The 23,947-nt window shown below is 63.9% G+C and carries 24 protein-coding genes; 20 read left to right on the top strand and 4 right to left on the bottom strand.

The genetic code is table 11. The annotated features are described in order from the left end of the window. Positions 1-183: 183 nt before the first annotated feature. From NFG57_RS04125 to lpxL, 20 genes are all read left to right on the top strand, one after another. A complete protein-coding gene (locus NFG57_RS04125; RefSeq protein WP_181248585.1) occupies positions 184-1,302 on the top strand; it encodes a GNAT family N-acetyltransferase in 1,119 nt (372 codons plus the stop codon). A 152-nt stretch (positions 1,303-1,454) separates the two neighbouring features. Next, a complete protein-coding gene (locus NFG57_RS04130) occupies positions 1,455-2,837 on the top strand; it encodes a sigma-54 dependent transcriptional regulator (RefSeq protein WP_231498460.1) in 1,383 nt (460 codons plus the stop codon). Between the two features lie 902 nt (positions 2,838-3,739). Then, positions 3,740-4,090 (top strand): hypothetical protein, encoded by a 351-nt coding sequence (locus NFG57_RS04135; protein WP_045991026.1) that lies wholly within the window; start codon positions 3,740-3,742, stop codon positions 4,088-4,090. A gap of 53 nt (positions 4,091-4,143) precedes the next feature. Next, a complete protein-coding gene (locus tag NFG57_RS04140) occupies positions 4,144-4,656 on the top strand; it encodes a hypothetical protein (RefSeq protein WP_045991027.1) in 513 nt (170 codons plus the stop codon). A 2-nt stretch (positions 4,657-4,658) separates the two neighbouring features. Further along, positions 4,659-5,300, top strand: a complete 642-nt coding sequence (locus tag NFG57_RS04145) for a hypothetical protein (protein WP_045991028.1) — start codon at positions 4,659-4,661, stop codon at positions 5,298-5,300. Positions 5,301-5,375: 75 nt separating this feature from the next. Next, complete coding sequence (locus NFG57_RS04150; RefSeq protein WP_108131379.1) at positions 5,376-6,527, top strand: hypothetical protein; 1,152 nt, start codon at positions 5,376-5,378, stop codon at positions 6,525-6,527. Positions 6,528-6,656: 129 nt separating this feature from the next. Beyond that, entirely contained in the window at positions 6,657-7,361 is a 705-nt protein-coding gene (locus tag NFG57_RS04155) for a C39 family peptidase (RefSeq protein ID WP_108131380.1), read from the top strand. Between the two features lie 69 nt (positions 7,362-7,430). Then, positions 7,431-8,219 carry a hypothetical protein gene (locus tag NFG57_RS04160; RefSeq protein WP_124802684.1) on the top strand — a complete coding sequence of 263 codons (789 nt, stop codon included), beginning with the start codon at positions 7,431-7,433 and terminating at the stop codon, positions 8,217-8,219. 150 nt (positions 8,220-8,369) lie between these two features. Then, on the top strand, positions 8,370-9,446 hold the full coding sequence (locus tag NFG57_RS04165) for a transporter (RefSeq protein ID WP_231498461.1): 1,077 nt from the start codon (positions 8,370-8,372) through the stop codon (positions 9,444-9,446). Between the two features lie 192 nt (positions 9,447-9,638). Further along, the gene (ftsB, locus tag NFG57_RS04170; RefSeq protein ID WP_045991030.1) at positions 9,639-9,974 is read left to right on the top strand and encodes a cell division protein FtsB; all 336 of its coding nucleotides are present in this window, start codon (positions 9,639-9,641) and stop codon (positions 9,972-9,974) included. Continuing rightward, positions 9,971-10,699 carry a 2-C-methyl-D-erythritol 4-phosphate cytidylyltransferase gene (ispD, locus tag NFG57_RS04175; RefSeq protein WP_045991031.1) on the top strand — a complete coding sequence of 243 codons (729 nt, stop codon included), beginning with the start codon at positions 9,971-9,973 and terminating at the stop codon, positions 10,697-10,699. The genes ftsB and ispD overlap by 4 nt, the downstream gene beginning before the upstream one ends. Before the next feature lie 14 nt (positions 10,700-10,713). Beyond that, positions 10,714-11,250, top strand: a complete 537-nt coding sequence (gene ispF, locus NFG57_RS04180) for a 2-C-methyl-D-erythritol 2,4-cyclodiphosphate synthase (RefSeq protein WP_045991067.1) — start codon at positions 10,714-10,716, stop codon at positions 11,248-11,250. Then, entirely contained in the window at positions 11,247-12,422 is a 1,176-nt protein-coding gene (locus tag NFG57_RS04185) for a tRNA pseudouridine(13) synthase TruD (RefSeq protein ID WP_348815454.1), read from the top strand. The genes ispF and NFG57_RS04185 overlap by 4 nt, the downstream gene beginning before the upstream one ends. Beyond that, positions 12,419-13,165, top strand: coding sequence for a 5'/3'-nucleotidase SurE (surE, locus tag NFG57_RS04190; RefSeq protein ID WP_045991032.1), 747 nt, complete (start codon positions 12,419-12,421; stop codon positions 13,163-13,165). The genes NFG57_RS04185 and surE overlap by 4 nt, the downstream gene beginning before the upstream one ends. After that, positions 13,152-13,817 carry a protein-L-isoaspartate(D-aspartate) O-methyltransferase gene (locus NFG57_RS04195; RefSeq protein WP_045991033.1) on the top strand — a complete coding sequence of 222 codons (666 nt, stop codon included), beginning with the start codon at positions 13,152-13,154 and terminating at the stop codon, positions 13,815-13,817. Before surE ends, NFG57_RS04195 begins: the two co-directional genes overlap by 14 nt. A 35-nt stretch (positions 13,818-13,852) precedes the next feature. After that, positions 13,853-14,806: a DUF368 domain-containing protein gene (locus NFG57_RS04200; RefSeq protein ID WP_108131381.1), complete on the top strand. Its 954-nt coding sequence runs from the start codon at positions 13,853-13,855 to the stop codon at positions 14,804-14,806. Beyond that, positions 14,799-15,959, top strand: a complete 1,161-nt coding sequence (locus NFG57_RS04205) for a peptidoglycan DD-metalloendopeptidase family protein (RefSeq protein ID WP_348815455.1) — start codon at positions 14,799-14,801, stop codon at positions 15,957-15,959. The genes NFG57_RS04200 and NFG57_RS04205 overlap by 8 nt, the downstream gene beginning before the upstream one ends. A 110-nt stretch (positions 15,960-16,069) precedes the next feature. Further along, on the top strand, positions 16,070-17,065 hold the full coding sequence (gene rpoS, locus NFG57_RS04210; protein WP_348816158.1) for an RNA polymerase sigma factor RpoS: 996 nt from the start codon (positions 16,070-16,072) through the stop codon (positions 17,063-17,065). Between the two features lie 309 nt (positions 17,066-17,374). After that, complete coding sequence (alr, locus tag NFG57_RS04215; RefSeq protein WP_348815456.1) at positions 17,375-18,484, top strand: alanine racemase; 1,110 nt, start codon at positions 17,375-17,377, stop codon at positions 18,482-18,484. 44 nt (positions 18,485-18,528) lie between these two features. After that, positions 18,529-19,449: an LpxL/LpxP family Kdo(2)-lipid IV(A) lauroyl/palmitoleoyl acyltransferase gene (gene lpxL, locus NFG57_RS04220; protein WP_108131384.1), complete on the top strand. Its 921-nt coding sequence runs from the start codon at positions 18,529-18,531 to the stop codon at positions 19,447-19,449. A gap of 57 nt (positions 19,450-19,506) precedes the next feature. On the opposite strand, the gene NFG57_RS04225 is transcribed toward lpxL, so the two are convergent. The 4 genes from NFG57_RS04225 to NFG57_RS04240 form a co-directional block, all read right to left on the bottom strand. After that, positions 19,507-20,859, bottom strand: coding sequence for a DUF2254 domain-containing protein (locus NFG57_RS04225; RefSeq protein ID WP_045991038.1), 1,353 nt, complete (start codon positions 20,857-20,859; stop codon positions 19,507-19,509). 205 nt (positions 20,860-21,064) lie between these two features. Next, positions 21,065-22,726: an energy-dependent translational throttle protein EttA gene (gene ettA / locus NFG57_RS04230; protein WP_045991039.1), complete on the bottom strand. Its 1,662-nt coding sequence runs from the start codon at positions 22,724-22,726 to the stop codon at positions 21,065-21,067. A gap of 270 nt (positions 22,727-22,996) precedes the next feature. Continuing rightward, positions 22,997-23,212, bottom strand: coding sequence for a hypothetical protein (locus NFG57_RS04235; RefSeq protein ID WP_108131385.1), 216 nt, complete (start codon positions 23,210-23,212; stop codon positions 22,997-22,999). 143 nt (positions 23,213-23,355) lie between these two features. Then, on the bottom strand, positions 23,356-23,790 hold the full coding sequence (locus NFG57_RS04240; RefSeq protein ID WP_108131386.1) for a PAS domain-containing protein: 435 nt from the start codon (positions 23,788-23,790) through the stop codon (positions 23,356-23,358). Between the last annotated feature and the right edge of the window lie 157 nt (positions 23,791-23,947).

A 23,947-nucleotide genomic window follows, 5' to 3' on the forward strand; every position in this document is an offset into this window, starting at 1 on the left:
AATATGTAGTTTTTTTACAGGGAGTGGCCGGTGGTCGCCGCCTTCGACGATCTCGGCGACGAGCACCTCCAAAGTCTGGCACTCTGTGGCTGAATCGCAAAGTGCAAGGAGTGGGTTGTGACGCCATCATCCCCGCAGCAAGAACAGGGCGGCCACGCCAAGGAAGGTCTTTCGGTCAAGTGCCTGGAGACCGTCGCCGAGGTGCCGGCCGAGCACTGGAACGCCCTGGTGGACCCGGACCACCCCTTTGCCCGTCACGAATTTCTCGATGCGCTGGAGGCCACCGGTGCGGTGGGGGAGGGCACCGGTTGGCAGCCTCGACATCTGACGCTGTGGCGAGGGGCGCGACTGGTAGGCCTGCTGCCTTACTACCTCAAGGAGCACTCCTGGGGCGAGTACGTGTTCGACTGGAGCTGGGCGGATGCCTGGGAGCGTGCCGGGGGGCGCTACTACCCCAAGGCGGTGAGCGCGATCCCCTTCACCCCGGCGCCAGGCCCGCGCCTGGCACTGGCAGAAGGTGAAGACGAGCAGACCGTCATGGCCATGCTGGCGAGCCAGTGGCAAGACGACCCCGGGCTATCGGGCTGGCATCTGCTGTTTGCCGAGGACTCGGAGGTGGCCGCCTGGCGACAGGCCTGTCCGGGCCTGATCGCCCGAAGCGGCGTGCAGTTTCAATGGCGAGACGAGGGCTTCGGCGACTTCGAGGGATTCCTGGCGGCGATGACATCGAAACGGCGCAAGGAAGTAAGACGCGAGCGTCGCCGTGTCGCCGACCAGGGCATCGAACTGCGGCGCCTCGAGGGCAGCGAGATCGACGAAGCGGCGATCCGCCACTTCTTTCGCTGCTATCGCATCACCTATCTCGAAAGAGGTACGACAGGATATCTAAGCGAGGTATTTTTTCAGCGGCTTCGCCGTCATATGCCGGAAAACCTTGTGCTTGTTCAAGCTTTTGTTGAAGGCCGCCCGGTGGCCGCCGCGCTCTGCCTTCAGGGAACTCGAACCCTCTACGGTCGCTACTGGGGCAGCGAGGTGCTGGCCGACTGTTTGCACTTCGAGGCCTGTTACTACCAGGGTATCGAGCACTGCCTTGCGCGAGGCCTCGACTGCTTTGACCCCGGAACCCAGGGTGAGCACAAGGTGTCCCGGGGCTTCGTCCCCCGCCGGCTGACGTCCTTGCATCATGTCAATGATCCCCGCCTCAACGATGCGGTAGCGCGATTTTGTCAAGAGGAAGCCCGACAGCTCGAACTGTATGTGGCGGCGGCCCACCGTGGACTACCGTTTCGAGGTAGAGCGTAATACGGTGCTATGATTCAACCGATACTCATGTGAGATAACGATTACATTACGCAGGCGCAGATGGATCGAGGGCGGTCGGGTTCGTAGTCGCGCTGGCGCGACAGTCCGATCGTTGCTGGTGTCTGCGGGCGGTTGGGTTCAGGGGACAGGCGATGGACGTCAAGCAACGTTGCAGTTGGTGGATCGGCGACCCCGGTGGTCGTGCCGGCCACCTGCTGGAGGGATTGCAGTCGAGTGGCTGGCAGATGCATCCGCTGGTGTCGCCGCTGTCGGATTGCCGCTTGCAGCCTGATGACCCTTGCCGGGTCGGCATCATGGTACTGGAGGACCTGTCCTGTCAGGACCTGCGCCATCTGGAACCGCTGATCCTGAAAAGCGAAAGGCCCTGGATCGCGGTCGGCACCTCGGATCAGTGTGACGACCCCGAGATGCGTCGCATCATGGCCCACCTGAGCCACTCCCTGGTGTCGCCCCAGGTGGATCTGCTACGCCTGTCGATTCTGATGGAGCACGCTGCGGAACTGTCGATGCTGCAGCAGCGCGACCGTGAAGAACAGCGCATGTCGGCCGCCGCCGAAGACAGCGAGTACGAGTTCGTCGGTACGACGCCGGTGATGTGGAACCTGTTCAAGACCATCCGCAAGGTGGCGGTGGTCGATGCCCCGGTGTTCATCAGCGGGGAGTCCGGTACCGGCAAGGAGCTGACGGCTCAGGCCATCCACGAGCGCTCCACGCGTTCGCGCCAGCCCTTTCACGCCATCAACTGCGGCGCCCTGCCCGAGCATTTGATTCAGTCAGAGCTGTTCGGCCACGAGAAGGGCGCCTTCACAGGTGCCTCGCAACGCAAGATCGGTCGTATCGAGGCGGCCGACGGTGGCACCCTGTTCCTCGACGAGATCGGCGACCTGCCGCTGGAGCTTCAGGTCAACCTGCTGCGCTTTCTGGAAATGCGCTGTATCCAGCGCGTCGGTGGGCTCGAGGATATTCCGGTGGACGTGCGTATCGTCGCCGCGACCCACGTCAATCTCGAGCTGGCGGTGAAGGAGGGACGCTTTCGGGAGGATCTCTATCACCGGCTCAATGTGCTCCAGGTGCAGGTACCTGCCTTGCGCGAGCACTCGGAAGATATCGAGATCCTGGCGCGTTTCTTCTTCGAGCGCTTCTCCTGCGAGAAGGCCTCCTGTCTGAAAGGCTTTTCCCGAGAGGCGCTGTCGGTGATGCAGCGCTACCATTGGCCCGGCAACGTCCGCGAGCTGATCAATCGGGTTCGCCGGGCCATGGTGATGTGCGAAAACCGCCTGATCCAGCCCGAGGACCTCGGCATCGAACGGCGTGGCTTGAACCGCCACCAGATAACGCTTGAAGAGGTTCGCGAGGAAGCCGAGCGTGATGCGCTGCTCTCGGCGCTGGGGCGCAACAAGTACCGGGTCAACGCCGCCGCCAAGGAACTTGGCGTCTCCCGGGTGACCATCTATCGGTTGCTCGACAAGCACGGTATTTCACGTACGCCTCCCCAGGAGGCCGCCTTTTCCTGACGGCCTGGTGTCATTGATTCTGTTCGAGCGATAGTGAAGAGGCGTTATCGGCAGGTCTCTCCTCTCTCTCCTCGCAGCGCTCTCTTCTCTCTATATGACATCTCGGCTATATGACCTCTCGGCAAACCACTCTTTAATAGCCCCGCTGCAAGCGGGGCTTTTTGCATCCAGGTTCCAGTGCTCTGCTATCTGGGGGCTTTCTATCGCCCTGGCATCTGGGTCCTTCTATCACCCTTGTATCTGCGCTCTGACATCCGGATCCGATTATCGACGTTGAGAGATCGCGGCAAGATGTCGACGCTATGCGGACGAAGCTGATGCTTCGTACTCCCGAAAAATGGGCCTGGCGCAAAAGTGTTGCTTTGTTGAAACATTGGCCAGAAGGACAGTGTTGAAGTGGTGAATGTCTAAAAAATACCTTTTATATCAGTATATTGCTTGTTGATGGGTCAGTTTTAACTGTGCTCAATCATGTGATTTCTGACATTTCTCCCCCATCCGTACAAGGTGCCGGCTTCCCTCGTAACGCGAATGTCGTCCTTGAACACACCCTGCCACATTTTTTTGCTGTTTCTTCTGAAACCCCCGCCACGCGGGCCCTTCAGCACGATAGTGCCAGGCTGGCAGCGTCGCTTTGCCTGTTTGTCGCTATCGCTCAGTTCTGTGCTGTACCAGTAACGGTACTTTTTGGAAAACCACCGACAAAACAGATAGTTGACGATGTTTTGTGCTGTTTTTTCTCATCGGCTGAAGGTGCGTTGTTTCATCCGCTTAACACTCTTCATTTCGCACAAAAATAAAAATGCCTATAAATCAACAGGTTATAAGTTGGCACGGCGATTGCTCTGTTCTTTGTGCAGGAGAAACACTGCAACGGGAACAGGACCCGAGGAGACGCCGACATGAACCAGACGATCGCAAACAGCCGGACCCTAGTCCTTGGCGCGTCCATCGCGATCGGTGTGGCGCTGGCCGCCACCGGATCCATGTCGGCCCGATCGGACACCGCGATGCTCGACGAGCAGCAGGTGTTCGGCGCTCCCGGGGAGCAGCACCTCGTCAATGACGGGGCGCTGGACACAATTCGAGGCCGCTTCGTGCCGGAGCAGGGAATCGACGCCGACGGCGTCATCCTCTGGGACGAACGGCCGGGACGAGGTGCCGGAGGCGGGGGCGACGACAGCAGCCATCGCGCAGCCAACGGGCTGAACAACCGTCAGAGCGCCAACGTCACTACGCAACGGGACTGGTGATCACCATGGGACACCTGAAGCACAAAGAAGGGCAAGGGGGAAGCGGGAACGCCGTGACGTGCCAGTGGCGTCTGGCCCTGGCCGCAGCGGTAGTAGCGGTGGGCCTGGTCGGTGTGGGGACCGACCAGAGCCTCGGCGCCGATCTTCGCCCCGGCGTCCAGCCCGGCGAGATCATCATGCTGCGAGAGGTCGAGACTGCGCCATTCGGCTACGTCAATCGCGAAAGCGGGCCGATTCGTGGCCGTGCCGACCTGATGCACAGCAGCAACATGGCGCGCAGCGCCACCGGCAGCGTTCACACCCGCATGGGTGGGGTCTCCGCGATCATGCTCGATGACACCCGGGCGGCCAGTATCTCCGCCGGCGTAGGCCGCGGCATGAGTCAGATGCACCGCGCCCTGGGTACCGGCGCCAATCTCGGCACCGGCCCCCTGGGCAGCAGCAATCGGGTAGCGACCTCGGTCGGTGGCGGATCGGCAGCCGGTGGCAGCGTGATCGGGGCGACCTCGGGTATCGCCAATACCGTGACTGGCGCGCTGGCGCCCCTGACCGGCGGGAGGCGCTGATCATGCGGATCTTCAAGCCTTCATTCGTGCCGGTACGGCTGACTCGCAGCCTGGTGCTTACCGCCGCCTTCGGGCTGGTGATGGTGAGCCCGGACCCGGCCCAGGGCCAGGACCTGAGCGGCCTGCGCAGCAGCAGCGTGATCAGCGGACAGGCGCTCAGCGGTGTCAGTGGTGTCGCGGCGGCCAACCAGGCCGCGGGCAACCAGAATCTGCAGTCCAACAGCGGCGCCCTGGCCATCGGTGATGGCGCCACCATCAACAATCGTCTGGTGCAGCAGGTGCGCATCGACGAACGACTCGCCGGCATGGAGGTGGGCACCGCCATCAGGGAGGGCGCCTTTAGTGGAGCCTCCGGGTGGATGTCCGTCAACCAGGCGGCGGGGATAGGCAACCTTCAGAGCAACAGCTTCGGCATGGCTCTGGGGAGCACGGTCAGCGGCCTGAGCGACGACAGTCTGCAACAGGTGCTGGCACCAAGGCAGGGGCTGAATGGGTCGAGCAGCAATGGCTCCGACAGCGCCATCCGGAATCTCGAGATCGATGAGAGTACCTTCGGGGGCGCCAGAGGAGTGATTCAGGTCAACCAGTCAGCCGGCACGGGGAACGCCACTCGCAACAGCTTCAGCTATCGCTTCAACCAATAGAGCAAGCGTGGAAGACAACGAGTGACGTCAATAAAAGCAGTGAAAAGACAGTACGGTTCATTCAGGAGAACGATCATGAAAACTTTCGAAAAAGCACCGCTCGCTCTGGCCATCTCTGCACTTCTGGTCGCACCGGCGGCACTGGCGGACAACAGCTTTGACACCGATTCCTACATGGATTCCGACGTCAACAACCGCTACGACGTTCATATCAAGAACGATTCCCACACCTACAAGCGGCTGGGTGCGCTCGGTGGAGCCCTGGTTACAGATGACAACTACTCCGGCGCCACCGTGGACAGCAAGCAGTTCAGCGACAACAACTATGCCACGCAAGACCTGACCACCAATGACGCGACCCTGGGCGGCAATGCCCTGCAGGGTGCTGCCGGTAATATCGGTGCCAACGTGGCCGCCGGTGACAACAACCAGCAGGCCAACGACGCCGCGCTGTCGTCTTCCGACGCGGCCACCGTATTCGGCCAGGCGGCTTCCTTCTCCTTCCAGTCCACCTCCAACAACATGACTGGCATCACCGGCAGCCCGAACACTGCCCTGATGGGTGGCAACGCCCTGCGTAACGCCAGCGGCAACATCGGCGTCAACGTCGCGGCTGGTATCGGCAACGCCCAGCACAACAGCCTGGCGGCAGCCGTCAACACCGCCAGCGGCAGCGCCGACGCCACCACCGGCGGCGTCCAGGCCAGCTACAACAACAGCACCACCACCGCAGGACAGGTCGTGACCCTGGAAAGCGGCTCCGAGTTCAGCGCCGGCGTGGTACTGGGCGGTGGCTACATCGGTGGCGGTGTCGGTAGCTACGAGGGCAACTGGGAGCAGACCAACGACGTCTATCCGGAAATCTGGCAGGGCGGCGATAGCCACCCCGGCGGCGAGTCCCTGTGGGGCCATGCTGACTTCGACGACCAGGGCCCGGATGGCAACGACGGTCGTTTCGAGGGTGAAGAAGGCGGTTCTCTCGGCTTCGTCGAGGCCGGTCTGATTGGCCTGGCCGGCACCGCTTCCGGTTCCAGCAACTCCTTCAATGAAGTGCTGGTCTACCAGGAAAATACTGCCACCCTGGGCGGCAATGCCCTGCGCGGCGCCACCGGCAACATCGGCGTCAACATCGCCTCCGGCACCGGCAACATGCAGCGCAACTCGCTGTCGATTGCCTCCAGCATGGGCGGCGCAGCCACCGGCGGTGGCGCGGGCGAAGCGCAGTAATCCGTTCGATCCAATCGGTACTTCCCCGGCCCATCTGGGTCGGGGATCTTTCCAACAAGACACGACCGCCAAAGCTCACCAAGAAGCTGGCCAATACGACACTCACCATCTGGATACGGGGGACAGGTCATGACACTGCCACGCTGGCCGCTGGCCGCGGCACTGGCCATCGGCCTCGCACTACCACTCGGCAACACCCAGGCTGCCACCATTCGCCTGGGAGGGATCGTGCCGGGGACGGTGATCAACAAGGACGTGCAGTCCATCCGTGAGCGTCGCTACGAAAATCTGGTCGAGCAGCGCACCGACTTTTCCTGTGGTGCCGCTTCGCTGGCCACCCTGCTCAAGTACGCCTACCAACGTCCCGACACCACCGAGCACGACGTGCTGGCGGGGATGCTGGAGGTAGCCGACCTGGAGCTGGTACAGCAGCAGGGCTTCTCCCTGCTGGATCTGAAGAACTATGTCGAGACCCTGGGCCTGCGCGGGCGCGGCTATGAAGTCGACGCCGAGACCCTGGATGACGTCTCGATTCCGGTGATCGTCCTACTGGACCTCAACGGCTACAAACACTTCGTGGTCATGAAGAAGGCCAGCGCAGATCGCGTCTATATCGGTGATCCGGCGTTGGGCAACCGGGTGATGTCCCGGGACGAATTCATGGCCGCCTGGAACAATATCATCTTCGCGGTGGTGGGCGACGGCTTCGATCGCTATACCGCCTTGCTCGATCCGCGCCAGCCTTTGACGGCGCATCGAATGAAGGACGTGTTTTCGCCCGTCTCACGCGAGCAGATGATCGACTTCGGTTTCCGTCACGCTGAACTGTTCTGATAACGATAACGCTCTTTCGGCAAGGCTCAGCGGCGAGCAGGAAGGCGCCGTCGATCAGGGGGCAACACCATGATGGGACATGACAGGGGACCAGGGCTGAAATACTGGGCAATGCTGTTGGCATTGTCGTTGGCTCTGGGCGCACCGGCAGCGTTGGCTGCCACCACCGACTTTGACCGCTTCGAGGGTTTCAGCGAGGCGCGTCAGCTATCCGACAGTGAACTGGGACAACAGCGCGGGCGCTTCGCCGATAAGGGGCGCCTGATGTTTTTCGGGGTGCAGATGGTCAGCGAATGGCGCACCGCGGCGGGGGATCATCTATCTGCCGGGGCGCAGATGCTGGGTGATCTGAGTCGAGGCCAACCCACGGTGAGCTTCCAGCCCACCATTACCGTGGTGGAGAGCGCCGCGGGTCTGGCAAGTCTTGGCAACGGTGCAACGATAGTCGATCGGGGCACCGCCAACGCCTCCGGCGTGGTGCAGTCGATCCAGGCGGGGGGGGACTTCAACGTCGCCGCCAATGACCTGGTCATCGATGTCATGGACGCCTCGAGCTTCGGTGGAGTGAGCCCGGACACCAGCGGCAATCTGACCCGCTCCATCGCCGGCAGTACCATCGCGGTATCCGCCGTCGGCAACAACATGAGCGTATCCGTGGACATTCCGGGTATGGGCAGCATCAGTCAGGCCATTGTACCCGGCGGCGGGCTGAATCAGGCGATCCAGCTCTCCAGCAACATGCAGCAGGTGCGCAACCTGACCCGGCTGCAGCTGTATATGGGTAACCAGGCCGGGGTGGGAGACAGGGCGGTACCCGGCATGCTCAGCGGCATCAAGTCCGCGGCGGCACTGCGTTGACAGCTATGAAGGATTTGGCCGTCGTAAACGCACAATTTGACTACACTTTACCAGGAGTGTCGGGGGACCCTGCTGGAAGGGGAGCAGAAGGGCGCAGTAGACGCTCGACAAGAAGTACAAACGATTTCATTCGGGGACAAGGAGATCGACGTGAATATCGTCATCAACAGGACGCTCTGCCCGCCGTTGGCGGGCCTTTTACTGGCCGGTGCTGCGGCGCCTGCTCTTGCACAACAGACCGTCGGAGCCGAACAGCAAGAAGCGCTGGAATCCCAGGAGGCCTCGCGCAGCGTGCAGGATATTTTCCGCGAGGAGCACGCGCTGTTTTCCGATCGCCTGACCATCGAACCCGGGATCACCTACACCTACTCGGATCGGGATAGCCTGGCACTACGCGGCTTTCTGGCACTGGACGCCATCTTTCTCGGCGAGCTGAATCTCGACAATGTCGAGACCCACATTACCACCCTGGATATCAATACCCGTTATGGCCTGACCGATCGGCTGGAAGCCAGCATCAATGTGCCCTTCGTCTATCGCACCACCACCATCCAGTCCATCGGTGGTGAGTTCTCCACAGAACGCAATGTGGAGGATGACGTCGATGAAGCCGGGCTAGGTGATATCTCGGCGAGCCTGTCCTACCGGCTGCTGCCGGAGACCGTGGAGAGGCCCGACGTGGTGGTCAGTCTGGGGGTGCGTGCGCCCACCGGCAAGGACCCCTACGGCATCGAAATCGAGCAATCCGATACCGCCGGTAACCTGTCGGTTCCCAAGGAATTGCCCACCGGCAACGGCGTCTGGGGCGTGACTGCCGGGGTGTCGGTACTCAAGACTCTGGACCCGGCCATCGTCTTCGCCAACCTGGGCTACACCTACAATATCGAGGAAGATTTCGACGATATTTCGGCGGGTGAGGGTGATCAGCGCGCCGATGTGGATCTGGGTGACAGCATCAGCGCAGGCTTCGGTACCGCCTTTGCCTTGAATGAGCGGCTGAGTCTGGCGTTGTCCTACTCCCACGAATATATCCGCAAGACCGAGATTACTCCGGAAGGTGGCAATGAGACCGAGGTTATCGGCAGTGACGCCACTATCGGGGTGTTCAATATCGGTGGCACCTACGCCATGACCGATTCCACCTCGGTGGTCACCAACCTGGGCATCGGCATGACCGATGACGCCTCGGATATCAGCCTGACCTTCCGTATGCCGTTCCAGCTATAGAGCGGTTGGCATTTAACCAGCGCAAGAACGCTCGCCAGTGAGTCGGCCGACCCTCGGGGTCGGCCGATTGCGTTGGTGCCTCTGGTCTTGATGCGCTCTCCTGGCCATCGTGACATGGGCCGACCCGCGACTCGCCCCCGACCGGGCGGCGATGGCATACTAGGCGCCGAATCGAATGTCGACGGTACCTGCATGCTCAAGACCTTGGCGATAGTGCTGCTGGCACTGCTCGCCCTGCTTCAGTATCGACTGTGGCTGGGCCAGGGCGGTGTCATGGAAATGAATGAAGTCAGCGGGCGGGTGGCGGCGCTGGAGGCGGAAAACCAGCCCCTGCGCGATCGCAATGCTCGCCTTAGCGCCGAGGTGGTGGACCTCAAGACCGGTCTCGATGCCATCGAGGAACGCGCTCGCAGCGATGTGGGCATGGTGCGCACCGACGAGCAGTTCTTCTGGGTGCCCGGGGTCGAGACCGACGTCGCCCCGGTGGCCCAACCGACACCGGGATCTGCCCAGGGGGCCAGTGAATGAGCCGACTGTGGCTGATCGTGCCGGCGGCGGGCGTCGGCAAGCGGGTCGGCGGGACCTGCCCCAAGCAGTATCTCGAAGTGGCGGGGCGACCGGTGCTGGCGCATACCCTGGCGCGGCTGCATCAGAGCTTTCCCGAGGCGCGGCTGTGCCTGTGCCTGGCGCCCGATGACGACTGGTTCGACCCGGCGCTGGTCCCCTTTACCGACTGGCAGCGGGTGGCCGGCGGCGCCGAGCGCGTGCACAGCGTGGTCAATGCCCTGGCGGCGGTCGCCGCCCAAGGCGCCCCCGATGACCTGGTGCTGGTGCACGACGTGGCGCGCCCCTGTGTCAGCGCCGATGACCTGTCACGGCTCTACAACGCTGCCCTCGCGAGCCCTGACGGGGCGCTGCTGGCCTCGCCGGTGGCGGATACCATCAAGCGTGACGATGGCCAGGGGGCGGTGGCGAACACCGAGGACCGACGGGGTCTGTGGCAGGCCCAGACGCCCCAGGCATTTCGCTTTGCTCTGCTTCAGGAAGCTCTGGCCCGGGCGCTGGCGCCGGACGGCATCGGTGTCGGCCGGATCACCGACGAGGCGTCGGCGGTGGAGGCCCTGGGCCGCGCGCCCCGACTGGTCGCCGGTCGCCGCGACAATATCAAGATCACCCACCCCGAGGACCTGCGCCTGGCCGAGTTGATCCTGGCCGGCGACGCGGTGCTCCGGGATCTGCACGAGAGTTCATGAACATGCTGCTGCCCCTGCGCATAGGCCACGGCTTCGACGTCCATCGCTTCGGCGAGGGTGACCACCTGATGATCGGGGGCGTGCGACTGCCCTTCGATCGGGGGTTCGTGGCGCACTCCGATGGCGACGTTCTGTTGCATGCCATCAGTGATGCGCTGCTGGGCGCCTGCGCCCTCGGTGATATCGGTCACCTGTTTCCGGATACCGACCCTGAGTGGAAGGGCGCCGACAGTCGCGACCTGCTGCGGCGGGTGGTGGCACGGGTGGCGCAGGCCGGCTACCGGGTGGCCAACCTGGACGCCACCCTGATGGCCCAGGCGCCGAAGATGGCACCGCATCTCGGTGCCATGCGCGACGCCCTGGCCGAGGACCTGGGCATCGACAGGGGCGCCATCAACGTCAAGGCCACCACGACAGAGCGTCTCGGCTTCACCGGGCGTGGCGAGGGCATCGCCGCCGAGGCGGTGGTGCTGATGGCGGCCATTGACAATGATGCCACCAGCGCCGCCGGGGACCCTGGCGCCAGTGTCACGAGGGCCGAATCGACATGAGCGATGCCATCGTCTGGCCCCCGGACTGGCCGCGCTATCTGGACGAGCGTTTCGGCGCCCCGATGGCTGGGCGTTACCGGGAAACCCCCGAGGATTTCCAGGTCGAGGAGGACCTTGGGTTCGCTCCTGAGGGCCAGGGCGAGCACCTGTGGCTATGGATCGCCAAGCGTGACACCACCACCGCCAGGGTCGCCTCGACCCTGGCCCACCAGTGTCAGGTGAGTCGCCGCGACGTCGGTTATGCCGGCATGAAGGATCGCACGGCGGTAACGCGTCAGTGGTTCTCGGTGCATCTTGCGCGGCGTGAGGCGCCGGAAGATCTCGACGCACGACTGGCGGCGGAGGGCTATGTGGTCGAGGCCGCCAGCCGTCATCCGCGCAAGCTCAAGCGTGGGGTCCATCGCGGCAACCGCTTTCGTCTAAAGCTGACCGGCGAGGTGGCTCGGGACCCTGGGCTCGAGCAGCGCTTCGAGGCCTTGGTGAGCGACGGGGTGCCCAACTATTTCGGGCCCCAGCGATTCGGTCACGAGGGACGCAACCTGAGCAAGGCCTGTGCGGTGCTCGAGCGCGGCTGGCGCAAGCGTGATGACCGCGAGGGCATGCTGTTGTCTGCCGCTCGCAGCTACCTGTTCAACGCCCAGTTGGCCGAGCGTCTGCGCAGGGGCTGCTGGCGAGAGGTGCTGGCCGGCGATGTGATGATGCTGGAAGGTACCCACAGCCTGTTCGACGTGGAAAGCCCCGATGACGCCTTGAAGGCGCGCCTCGAGCAAGGCGACATCCATCCCGCCGGGGTACTCTGGGGGACCGGTGGCAGTCGCGCCCGGGAGCGAGCCGAGGCGCTGGAGCAAGACGTCCTGGCCGAGGCGCCGGCGCTTTGCGCCGGACTCGAGAAGGCCAGGGTCAAGGCGTCCCGACGGGCGTTGAGAGTCATGCCCACCGAGGCCCGTCTGTGGCGTCAGGACGACGCGGTGTGGCTCGAGTTTCGCTTGCCCGCCGGGGCCTTTGCCACCGCCGTGCTGCGTGAGCTGATGGATCACCCCACCTTGAGCTTTCGCAACGCGCCGTCCGTCGACGAGCCTTTAGTGAAGGAGCCTGTGGCCAGGCAGCCTGGGGAAGAGCTGACCGGGGACGCGCAACCAGTGGCCGAGCAACACCAGGGAGATGCACCATGAGGAGACTGCTGCTATCCAACGACGACGGCGTCAACGCGCCTGGCTTGAAGGCCTTGCATGACGCCCTCAGCCCCTATGCCAAGCTCAGGGTGGTCGCCCCCGATCGTGATCGCAGCGGTGCCAGCAACTCCCTTACCCTGTCGCGTCCGCTGTCGCTCAGCCCCATGGACAGCGGCTTCTACAGCGTCGACGGTACCCCCGCCGACTGCGTCTATCTTGGCGTCAACGGCGTCTGGGACGAGACGCCGGATCTGGTGATCTCGGGTATCAACCATGGCGGCAACCTGGGCGACGACGTGCTCTACTCGGGCACCGTGGCGGCGGCCATGGAAGGGCGCAATCTGGGCATGACGGCCATCGCCGTGTCACTGGTCGGGCACCGCTACTTCGAGACCGCTGGCCGGGTGGCGGCGAGCCTGGTGGGGGCACTGGAGCAGCTTTCGCTGCCGCCGCGCAGCCTGCTCAATGTCAATGTGCCGGATGTGCCGTGGGAGGAGCTGCGCGGCTTTCGCGTCACTCGCATGGGCTATCGTGGCCCCGCCGAACGCCCCATCGAGACGCGCGATCCCCGTGGACGATTGCGCTACTGGATCGCCCCGGTGGGGGAAAATGCCGACGATGCGCCGGACACGGACTTCGCCGCGGTGGCGGAGGGTTACGTCTCCATCACCCCGCTGCAGACCGATCTGACCCGACACGCCGCACGCGATGATGTGCAGGACTGGCTTGATGCGCTCACCTGATCTCAGAGGCGTCGGCATGACGTCCCAGCGAACCCGGGACCGCATGGTCAGCCGCATGCGCGAGCAGGGCATTCGCTCGTCTCGCGTGCTCGAGGTGATGGCGCGGGAACCTCGCCATCTGTTCCTTGACGAGGCCCTGGCGCATCGTGCCTACGAAGATACCGCGCTGCCGATCGGCCATGGCCAGACCCTGTCGCAGCCCTGGATCGTCGGACGCATGAGCGAGCTGATCCTCGAGCAGGCGCCCGAGCGAGTGCTGGAGGTGGGCACCGGGTCAGGCTACCAGACGCTGATCCTGGCACGTCTGGTGACGGAACTCTGGTCGGTGGAGAGGATCAATGCTCTGCATCGTATCGCCGCCTCACGCCTGCGCCTGTTGAAGACCTACAACGCGCGCTTGAGGCTGGCCGACGGCGGGCACGGGTGGCCCGAGGCCGCCCCCTTCGACGCCATCCTGCTGACCGCCTGTGCCAGCGAACTGCCCGAACCTCTGCTGTCCCAGCTGGTGGACGGCGGCGTGCTGATCGCGCCGCTGGAAGGGCACGATGGACGCCAGTGGCTGACCCGTGTACGGCGCGAGGGAGAGCGCTTTGAATTCGAACGGCTGGAGCCGGTACGCTTCGTGCCGTTACTGGAAGGAGTAATTCGTTGAAACATTCGCTAGGCCTCTACCTCCGGGGTGCGGGCATGGGGGCGGCGGATGCCGTCCCGGGAGTCTCCGGGGGCACCATTGCCTTCGTCACCGGCATCTACGAGGAGCTGATCCACACCATCAAGCGCTTCGGTCCCAGTGCCTTCGGGGCGCTGAAACAGGGCGGCGTCAGGGGGCTCGTTGCTCACCTGAACCTGCGCTTCCTGCTTCCGCTGATGGCCGGCATCCTGACCAGCCTGATCACCGTGGCTCACCTGGTGGTGTGGCTGCTGGATAGCCATCCGCTGCTGCTCAACGGCTTCTTCTTTGGCCTGGTGGCGGCGTCGGCGCTGGTGGTCGGCAAGCACCCGGCCGACTGGCGCTGGTGGCACATGCTGCCGCTGGCGCTGGGACTGGTGCTGGCCCAGGCGCTGCCGTCGCTGATGCCGCTGGTCAACGCCCTCGGTAGCCCCTCGCTGGTACTGGTCGTCGGTGGCGCCATCGCCATCAGCGCGATGCTGTTGCCCGGCGTCTCGGGTAGCTTTCTTTTGTTGAGCATGGGCCTCTACGACGTGGTAATGCAGGGGATCCGTGGTTTTGATGTACCGCTGCTGGGGCTGTTTGCCCTGGGGTGCCTGGTTGGCCTTTTCACCTTTTCGCGTCTGCTGTCGTGGCTGCTGCGGCGTCATCACACCGCCACCCTGCAGCTGCTGGTCGGCTTCATCGTGGGCTCGCTGCCGATCCTCTGGCCCTGGCGGGAGCTGACGCGCTATCAGCTAGGCAGTGACAATCAAGTCATCCCGCTGGACTATCGCTATCTGGCCCCCTGGGATTATTCTGCGGTGACAGGAGAGGCCGCGCAGCTGGTGGGGGTGACGCTGCTCGCCATCCTCGGCATGCTGGTGGTCCTCATCGTTGCCAGGGTTGGCGCTTCGTCCGCCGCCCGCGAAGACGCCAACGCTAGCCGCTCGACGCGGTCAGCCGACAAGGAGACACCACACGATGCATAAGACTCTCGTCATCTCCAGCCTGGCGCTGGTCCTGGCCGGCTGTGTCAATCAGCAGGGCCCGAGCCAGCCGGTCCAGGTTCAGGACCTGTCGTCGGCCCGTGCCGCCCAGGTGCCTGCGCAGTACACCGTCGAGTCCGGCGATACGCTGTACGGCATCGCCTGGCGCCACGATATGGACTTCCGCGAACTGGCCCGGATCAACAATATCCAGCCTCCCTACCGCATCGACGTCGGCCAGACGCTGAGCCTGTCGGCCAACGGTCAAGCCCCGTCGTCGGGCGCCGGCGGCCAGCAGGTGGCGGGCGCGCAGGCAGGCCAGGGCGGGGCGGTGGCAACGCCCCTCGGCCAGGAAAGTCAGAACGCTCAGCCCTCCTCCGAGGATCTCGAGTGGCTGTTGCCGGACGGCAGCACCGAGACCGTGAGCGCGAGTACCGAGCAGATCAGCGGTACCGCGGCCCAGGGCGCGGCCGCCGTGGCCGGTGTCAGCGCGACCGCTCCGGGACCAGTGTACGACTACGACACCCCCGGCGCCGATGGCAGCCTGAGCAGTCAGGATGAGGCCGAGCGCGCCCAGCGCGAAGCCGAGGAATCGGTGGTGGCGGCCGCCGAGGAAGAGGCCAGGGCACAGCAACAGCAGCAGGCCGAGGCTAGCGATTCTGCACAGTCAGAAACCGTTGCCGCCAACGCTTCACAGGACAGCGGCAGCAGCAGCCAGGCCACGTCTTCCAGTGGCGGCGAAAGCGCTTCAAGCAGCGGGTCCCGGACCTATACGCCGGTCGATGAGGTCCCCTGGCAGTGGCCGGCCGACGGCCAGATTGTCAGCCAGTTCGGCGAGAGTTCGAGCATCACCGCCGGCATTGATATCGGCGGTCAAAAGGGGCAACCTGTCAGAGCGGCGGGGCCGGGCAAGGTGGTCTACGCGGGCAGCGGTGTGAGGGGCTACGGCAAGCTCATCCTGCTCAAGCATAACGATGAATACCTGAGTGCCTACGCCCATAACGACAGTCTCAAGGTCAGCGAGAACGATGTCGTAGAGGCAGGCCAGGTCATCGCCACCATGGGCGATTCCGACGCCGAGGACGTACGCCTGCATTTCGAGGTGCGCAAGGACGGCCAGCCGCAGGATCCGACGAAATATCTTCCTTCCCGTTGAGAAACGGCAGTTTCTCCAGGATGAGCGTCACACAATAATAATCTTTGGCGTTGATCGTAGTGGGTGACGACAACGCCGGGTCGCAACCACGGGGTAGCTATACGATGAGCATGCTTGAACGGGATCTTCAGGATGTGAATCTCGAAACGGTAGACGAGGCTGACGAGGACGCCGTCGAGGACGTGACGGACGAGGTCGAAGAGGTCGAGGAAGCCGACGACGAGACTCAGGCGTTCGAGAAGGCGCTGGGTCGCGAGGATCGCTATGCGCGCCAGAGCCTCGACGCCACCCAGATCTACTTGAACGAGATCGGCTTCTCGCCATTGCTGACGCCGGAGGAAGAGGTCTATTTCGGCCGTCTGGCGCGCAAGGGCGACCCCCAGGGGCGGGCTCGGATGATCGAGTCCAACCTGCGCCTGGTGGTGAAGATCGCGCGCCGCTACCTCAATCGTGGCCTGACCCTGCTGGACCTGATCGAAGAGGGCAACCTCGGCCTGATTCGTGCGGTGGAGAAGTTCGATCCGGAGCGCGGCTTTCGCTTCTCGACCTACGCCACCTGGTGGATTCGCCAGACCATCGAGCGGGCGCTGATGAATCAGACCCGCACGATTCGCCTGCCGATCCACGTGGTCAAGGAACTCAACATCTACCTGCGCGCCGCCCGCGAGCTGACCCAGAAGCTCGATCACGAGGCCACCGCCGAAGAGATCGCCGAACATCTGGACAAGCCCGTCGAGACCGTCAAGAAGATGATGGGGCTCAACGAGCGGGTGTCCTCGGTCGACTACCCCATGGGCGGCGAGAGCGACAAGCCGTTGATCGAGACCCTCACCGACGACAACGAGCAGGGGCCCGAGTCGACGCTGGTCGACGGCGACGTCAAGGCCCACGTCAATCACTGGCTGGCCGAGCTTACCGAGAAACAGTGCGAGGTGGTGGTGCGACGCTTTGGCCTTCGTGGCCACGAGGCCGCCACCCTGGAGCAGGTCGGCGAGGAGATCGGCCTGACCCGCGAGCGGGTGCGCCAGATTCAGGTCGAGGCGCTCAAGAAGCTGCGTCGGATGCTCGACAAGAAGGGCCTGTCGCTGGACGCCATCTTCGAGTAGCCCCGTCAGCCTGGCGTGACCAGGGTGCTGTCGGTGGCGGTACCCGGCGAGCAGATGATATCAGCGCATGCTGGGGCGCTTGGATAGAGGCATGGTCCCGACCTTCAAGACTGACCCCGTGAGACGTATCCGTAAGCGCCAGGCCAAGCCTGGCGCTTTTTTAGTGGTTATGTCTGTGGGTTATCATGGTTATGGGGTAACCGACTATGGTGGAAGGAATTTATGGTTCTATATGCCATGAAATGACCATTTCTATCGAGCATAATATGGTGGCAACACTAGCCTCTGCCCACTGACCTCGGAGTCCCCATGTCTCGCCCCCTGATCGCCGATATCGACCTGGATGCCCTGCGCCACAACTACCGGCTTGCCGCGGGCCTGGCCCCTGGCAGCCTCAGCGTCGCGGTGCTCAAGGCGGACGCCTATGGCCATGGCGCCGTCGCCTGCGCCAGGGCCTTGTCCGGCGAGGCGCCGATGTTTGCGGTGGCAGCGATCGAGGAGGCGGTCTCCCTGCGCGAGGCCGGCATCGAGGAGCCCATCGTGCTGCTCGAGGGGATCTTCAGCGCCGATGAGCTGGCCCAGGTGGAGGCGCTTGGCCTGGGCATGGCGATTCACAGCGACTGGCAGCTCGAGGCCGCCCTGGCCCGGCGCCCGGCCCGGCCCATCCCGGTGTGGCTGAAGGTGGACTCCGGCATGCATCGGCTGGGCTTCCCGCCCGAGCGGGCCGAAGCGGTCTGGCGGGCACTCGAGGCGGCCCCCGAGTGTGTCTGTGATCTTCACCTGATGAGCCACTTCGCCACCGCCGACAGTACCGATGCTGGCTACTTTCAACGTCAGCGCGAGTGCATTGTGGCGCTGGCCGAGCGTCTCGACGCGCCCACCTGCCTGGCCAACTCGCCAAGTATTCTTGCCCAGCCCTCGGCCCACGGTGCCATCAACCGTCCGGGAGTGATGCTCTACGGGGCCGACCCACTGGAGGTCGCCAACAGCGCAAGCCAGCAGCTTGCACCGGTGATGAGCCTGCGCAGCGAGATCATCGCCGTGCGCGAGCTTTCCGCGGGGGAGCCGGTGGGCTACGGGGGGCGCTTCGTCACCTCTCGGCCCTCGCGTATCGGGGTGGTGGCCTGTGGCTACGGCGACGGCTATGACCGCCACGCGGTGGACGGCACTCCGGTGCTGGTCGACGGCAAGCGCACCCATGTGGCCGGCAAGGTGTCGATGGACATGATGACGGTGGACCTGAGCGAACTACCCGAGGCAGGCATCGGCAGCGAGGTGGTGCTGTGGGGCCGCAGCCGTCACGGTGGCGTTCTGTCGGTGGATGAAGTGGCCCGATTCTGCGACACCATCAGCTATACCCTGTTGACCGGGGTGCTGCCACGGGTGCCCAGGCGGTACAATGGCGCCGTTAGCGACTGACGGCCTGGCTCGTCGGTCGTCCTGATCGACCGACGAGGGATCGCATGTCCAAGGACACAACGACCGCGCCACGTTACTGGACCCAGCCACGCTACTGGCCGACCTACCTTGCCATCACCGCCATGCGCGCCAGTGCCTGGTTGCCGTGGCGCTGCAAGCTGGCGCTGGGCCGATTGATCGGACTGGCTGCCTGGCGTTTCGCCGGGCGTCGCCGTCATATCACCGAGACCAATATTCGCCTTTGCTTTCCCGAGCTCGACCCGGCGGCCCAGGCCCGCCTGGTCAAGCAGAGCTTTCTGGCCAACGGCATCGGCATCTTCGAGACCGCCACCGGCTGGTGCCGGGATCCCGAACATCTGCGCCACCGGGTCACCTTCAAGGGCCAGGAGCATATGGCCAAGGTCCAGGCCGAAGGCAAGGGCGCGCTGATCATCGGCATCCACTTCTCCACCCTGGATCTCGGCGGCGCCCTGCACTCGCTGTTCTTTCCCGCCGACGTGGTCTATCGCCCCCACGACAATCCGGTGTTCGAGCGTTTCATGACCCGTGCCCGCAACGGCATCTTCGGTACCGCCATCGATCGTCATGACCTGCGTGGCGTGGTGCGACGGATCAAGGCCGGTCACCACGTCTGGTACAGTCCGGACCAGGACTTCGGTCGTGACGCCAGCGTGTTTGCGCCCTTCTTCGGAGTCGAGGCGGCGTCGATCAAGCTGACGGCCAAGATCGCCAAGATGACCGGCGCGCCGGTGATGCCGCTGATCTTTCATCGCAATCCCGACAATCGCACCTACAGCCTCGAATACCTGCCCGCCCTGGACAACTTCCCCAGCGGTGACGAGGTCGCCGACGCTGCCCGTATCAACGCGGTGATCGAGGCCGCGATTCGCCGCCATCCCGAGCAGTATCTGTGGATGCACCGGCGCTTCAAGACCCGCCCCAGGGGCGAGGCCAAGATCTACTGATGGACCCGCCTGGCGGGGCTTGCCGGCTTGGCCGCGGGCGCCCCGTCGGTCCAGGCGTCAACCGATCTGCTCGAGGCGCGCCGCCAGGCGTTCTCGCATGGGGGTCAGGTCGAGGCGGTGTGCGCCTCTTTCCAGGCGTTCCACGATAAAGGCCTGATCCATCGGGTCGCTGGCGCCGTCCGCCAGCGCCTGGCCGACCCGCTGAGCCATCCGCTGAATGCTGGGGAGCTGGTGTTCCCCGGCGAACAGTGACTGGGTCTTGAGCGACTTGAGCAAACCCAGCAGGGTGCTCTGGTCCTCGGCGCCGTAGGACAGGATCGGCACGAACAGGCGGTGCAGCAGGCTGTCGTAGCGTTCCACCGGCCAGGTCACACGGCGCTTGCCGTCACCGTCGACCATGGTGTTGGCCGGCTGCCATTTGAGGTAGCGGCACAGCAGATCGGTCATCCGGTGCAGGCACAGCCTGGCGGTGCCGGGGTCGTTGATCCCCGGTGACAGCGCCTTGATCGCCACTTCCATCATCTGGGTCAGTCCGTGGACGAAGTGCTCGTCGATGGATTCACCGTCGAGATAGGTGAGGGTGGAGAGCACCTCGTCGCACCACTCCTCGTTGGGCGTGTCCTCGCATTCCAGGATAGCGATGGGCAGACCTTCCACCACGTAGTCGCCGAAACGAAACTGCAGATGCAGCACGCCACCGATGCGCTCGGCAAGCTCCGCCAGTCGCTCGAGGTTGGCGTTCTGCACATAGCCCGCCATGCGCGCATGGATCTCGTGACACTGGGCGCTCGGCGGTGCAGCCGAGGGCAGGTAGCGCCAATGGTCATCGGTTTCCTTGTCGTGCAGACGCTGCATGCTGGCCAGGGTGGTGTCATGGAGCCCGGAGATCACGGCGTCGATCTGGATCGACTGGGAAGCGTTGTGGATGAAATAGACGAACAGCGCCAGGCAGTGCAGCACCATGGCGCAGGCCAGATAGATGGCGAGCGAACGCCAGGCGGCTTCGCCGTCGTCGACCTCCGGCACGATCAATAGAATCAGGATGAACAGGATGGTGCCCAGGTAGTGGCCGAGCACCCACTGATTGGCGCGCTCCGATACCAGCCCGAATACCAGCTTGTGGGAAAAGTTGCCGCCGGCCTGGGACAGCACCGACATCACCATGGAAAAGCTGAACACCATCAGCGAGATCATGCCGCCGAGCATCGCCGCCAGCAGTGACTGGGCGCTGCCCGGGGCGGTGAGACTGAGCTTCTGGATCACCTCCGGCAGCGAGGTGTCGCTGATCGGTGGGGCCAACGCCAGCAGGCCGAGCAGACCGTAGACCAGGGCTGCCAGGGTCGGCAGGTAGGCGATGCTGGTATAAAAGGCGCGAATCAACCGCACCGGATGGAAGGTCAGCGATGACATGGCAGGGACCCTGTCAGGTAGCGGTGGATGGGAGAGGTCGATGTCGACGACAAGATGCGTCGCATGTGGCTCTTATCGCTTCAAGCGTGCTGTCATGCAAGTACGCCGGTAAACGCTGGCGGCAGCGGAAAGACTGGAACTGCACAAACGACGACGCCACCGGCGTGGGCCGGTGGCGTCGTTGCAGTGCGCAGTGCTTGTCGTATCAGGCGTCGATACGCTTGTACTTCATCCGATGCGGCGTGTCGTCACCGACGCGCTTCTTGTGGTCGGCTTCGTACTCGGTGTAGTTGCCGGCGAAGAACTCGACGTGGGACTCGCCCTCGAAGGCCAGGATATGGGTCGCGATGCGGTCCAGGAACCAGCGATCGTGGGAGATCACCATGGCGCAGCCGGGGAAGGCCAGCAGAGCCTCTTCCAGCGCACGCAGGGTCTCGATATCCAGGTCGTTGGACGGTTCGTCGAGCAGCAGCACGTTGGCGCCCTGCTTCAGGGTCTGGGCCAGCTGCAGGCGGCCGCGCTCACCACCGGAGAGGTCCCTGAGGAACTTCTGCTGGTCATTGCCCTTGAAGTTGAAACGCCCGACGTAGGCCCGTGAGGAGACCTCGTAGCCGTTGATGTTGAGGATATCCTGTCCATCGGACACCGCTTCCCACACCGTCTGCTTGTCGTCGAGGGCGTCGCGCATCTGCTCGACGTAGGCGATGTCCACCGTCTCGCCGAGCACCACTTCGCCGGCGTCCGGCTTCTCGCTGCCCTGGATCAGCTTGAACAGGGTGGACTTGCCGGCACCGTTGCCGCCGACGATACCGACGATGGCACCCTGGGGGATGGTGAAGCTCAGGTCCTCGTAGAGCAGCTTGTCGTCGAAGCGCTTGGACACCCCGTGGAATTCGATGACCTTGTCGCCCAGACGCGGACCCGGCGGAATGTAGATCTCGTTGGTCTCGTTGCGCTTCTGGAAGTCGCCGGACTGCATCTCCTCGAAGCGGTTGAGGCGTGCCTTGCTCTTGGCCTGACGGCCCTTGGCGTTGGAGCGAACCCACTCGAGCTCGTGCTTGATCGCCTTCTGACGCGAGGCCTCGGCCTTGGCTTCCTGCTCCAGGCGCTTCTCCTTGGCTTCCAGCCACTGGGAGTAGTTGCCTTCGAAGGGGATGCCCTGGCCGCGGTCGAGCTCGAGGATCCAGCCGGCCACGTTGTCGAGGAAGTAGCGGTCGTGGGTGATGGCTACCACGGTACCGGAATAGTCGTGGAGGAAGCGCTCGAGCCAGGCCACGGACTCGGCGTCCAGGTGGTTGGTCGGCTCGTCCAGCAGCAGCATGTCCGGGTTGGACAGCAGCAGGCGGCACAGCGCCACGCGGCGACGTTCGCCACCGGACAGGTGGCCGACATTGGCCTCCCAGGGCGGTAGCCGCAGTGCCTCGGCGGCGACTTCCAGCTTGCGCTCCAGGTTATGGGCGTCGGCGGCCTCGATCAGGTTCTCGAGCTTGGCCTGTTCGGCGGCCAGCGCGTCGAAGTCGGCGTCCGGTTCGGCGTAGGCCGCATAGACGGCGTCCAGCTTGGCCTGGGCTTCCTTGATCTCGCCCAGTGCCTCCTCGACGGTCTCGCGCACGTTCTTGGTGTCGTCGAGCTCGGGCTCCTGGGGCAGGTAGCCCACGTTGAGGCCCGGCATCGGCCGTGCCTCGCCTTCGATCTCGGTGTCCACGCCGGCCATGATCCGCAGAAGGGTGGACTTGCCGGCGCCGTTGAGACCGAGCACGCCGATCTTGGCCCCGGGGAAGAAGGACAGGGAGATGTCCTTGAGGATCTGCTTCTTGGGGGGCACGACCTTGCCCACCCGGTTCATGGTGTAGACGTATTGCGCCATGGGAACTCGCTAGTGTTGGGGAAACGATCACCACCGGCGCTGACGGACGCCCTGGGCGTCGACAGCATAGCCAGACGTGGACGATGCCGCGTTTCCACTGGGGTTCGCGGAAAAAAGCTGGTCACAGATGATAGAGCCGGAGGCGCACAAACGCCAGCCGTGTGGCGAGATCGAGGGGCGCCCCACGCAAGGTGAGGGGATTCGCCAGGCGAGAGCGAATGGCGGGGGCGATGCACCGACCGCCCCGGGAAAGACAGGTGGCGCTGGGTGCTATTCCTCTTCTTCTTCCTCTTCCTCGTCATAGCCCCAGTCGTCATCGATGGCCTGGCGCAGGCGACGTTCCTCGAGCAGGGCTTCCACTCGTCGGCGGGCGCGCAGGGTGTCAGCACGGTTGGAAGGACGACTGCGGGAATAGTCCTCGTCGTTGACCGCCTCCTGATCAGAGAGGTCGAGGTAGGCATCATCGAGAAGGGAATCACGGCTCATGTGAAATCTCCCATGGCCAGAGCGCCGAAGCGCGTCTTGTCACACCATGCTTCCGACGGCGGGAAGCGCCAACAGAATCCGAGGACTCTGTTGGCTATATAAGCGGGAATCGAGAAAAGTGCAAGAGGGAGGCGTGGACTGGCTCAGGCGCTGTCGGCGCCGTCACGCAGGCGATCGATCTCGGCCAGGTTGGCCACACGTTCGCTGACGTCCTTCTGGACGCCGATGAAGTAGACCAGCTCGTCACTTTCGTCCAACACCGGGGTCAGTGACAGCTCGTTGTAGAACAGGGTGCCGTCCTTCTTGTAGTTGCGCAGAACTTCGCGGCAGGGGCGCAACTCCTTCAAGGCCTTGCGCACGACGTCGAGGGCCGGCTGGTCGGTATCGTCGTTCTGCAGAAAGCGGCAGTCGCGGTAGAGGATCTCGTCCGCGCTGTAGCCGGTCAGGCGCTCGAAGCCCTGATTCACGTAGATCAGGATATGCTCGTCGCCTTCCTTCTCGGCCACCACGATCCCGTCTTCCGAGGCGTTGACGATGCGTTCGAGCAGTTCCGGGGCGATCATGTTCGGTCGTGTCATGGGACGTCCTGTTGCGGGCTTGGCGTTACACCCTTGTTGCCTGGTAATCAGGGGCCGGGGATTCAGGGGCCAGGATGTGCACCAAACCGGTAGTCTCTCGTAGACGGTTTGTGCGCAACCTCGGGATGTAATGATGGCTCTAATCGGCAAAATTTGA

It is taken from the genome of Halomonas sp. H10-59 (assembly GCF_040070555.1).
GTDB classification, from domain to species: Bacteria; Pseudomonadota; Gammaproteobacteria; order Pseudomonadales; family Halomonadaceae; genus Halomonas; species Halomonas litopenaei.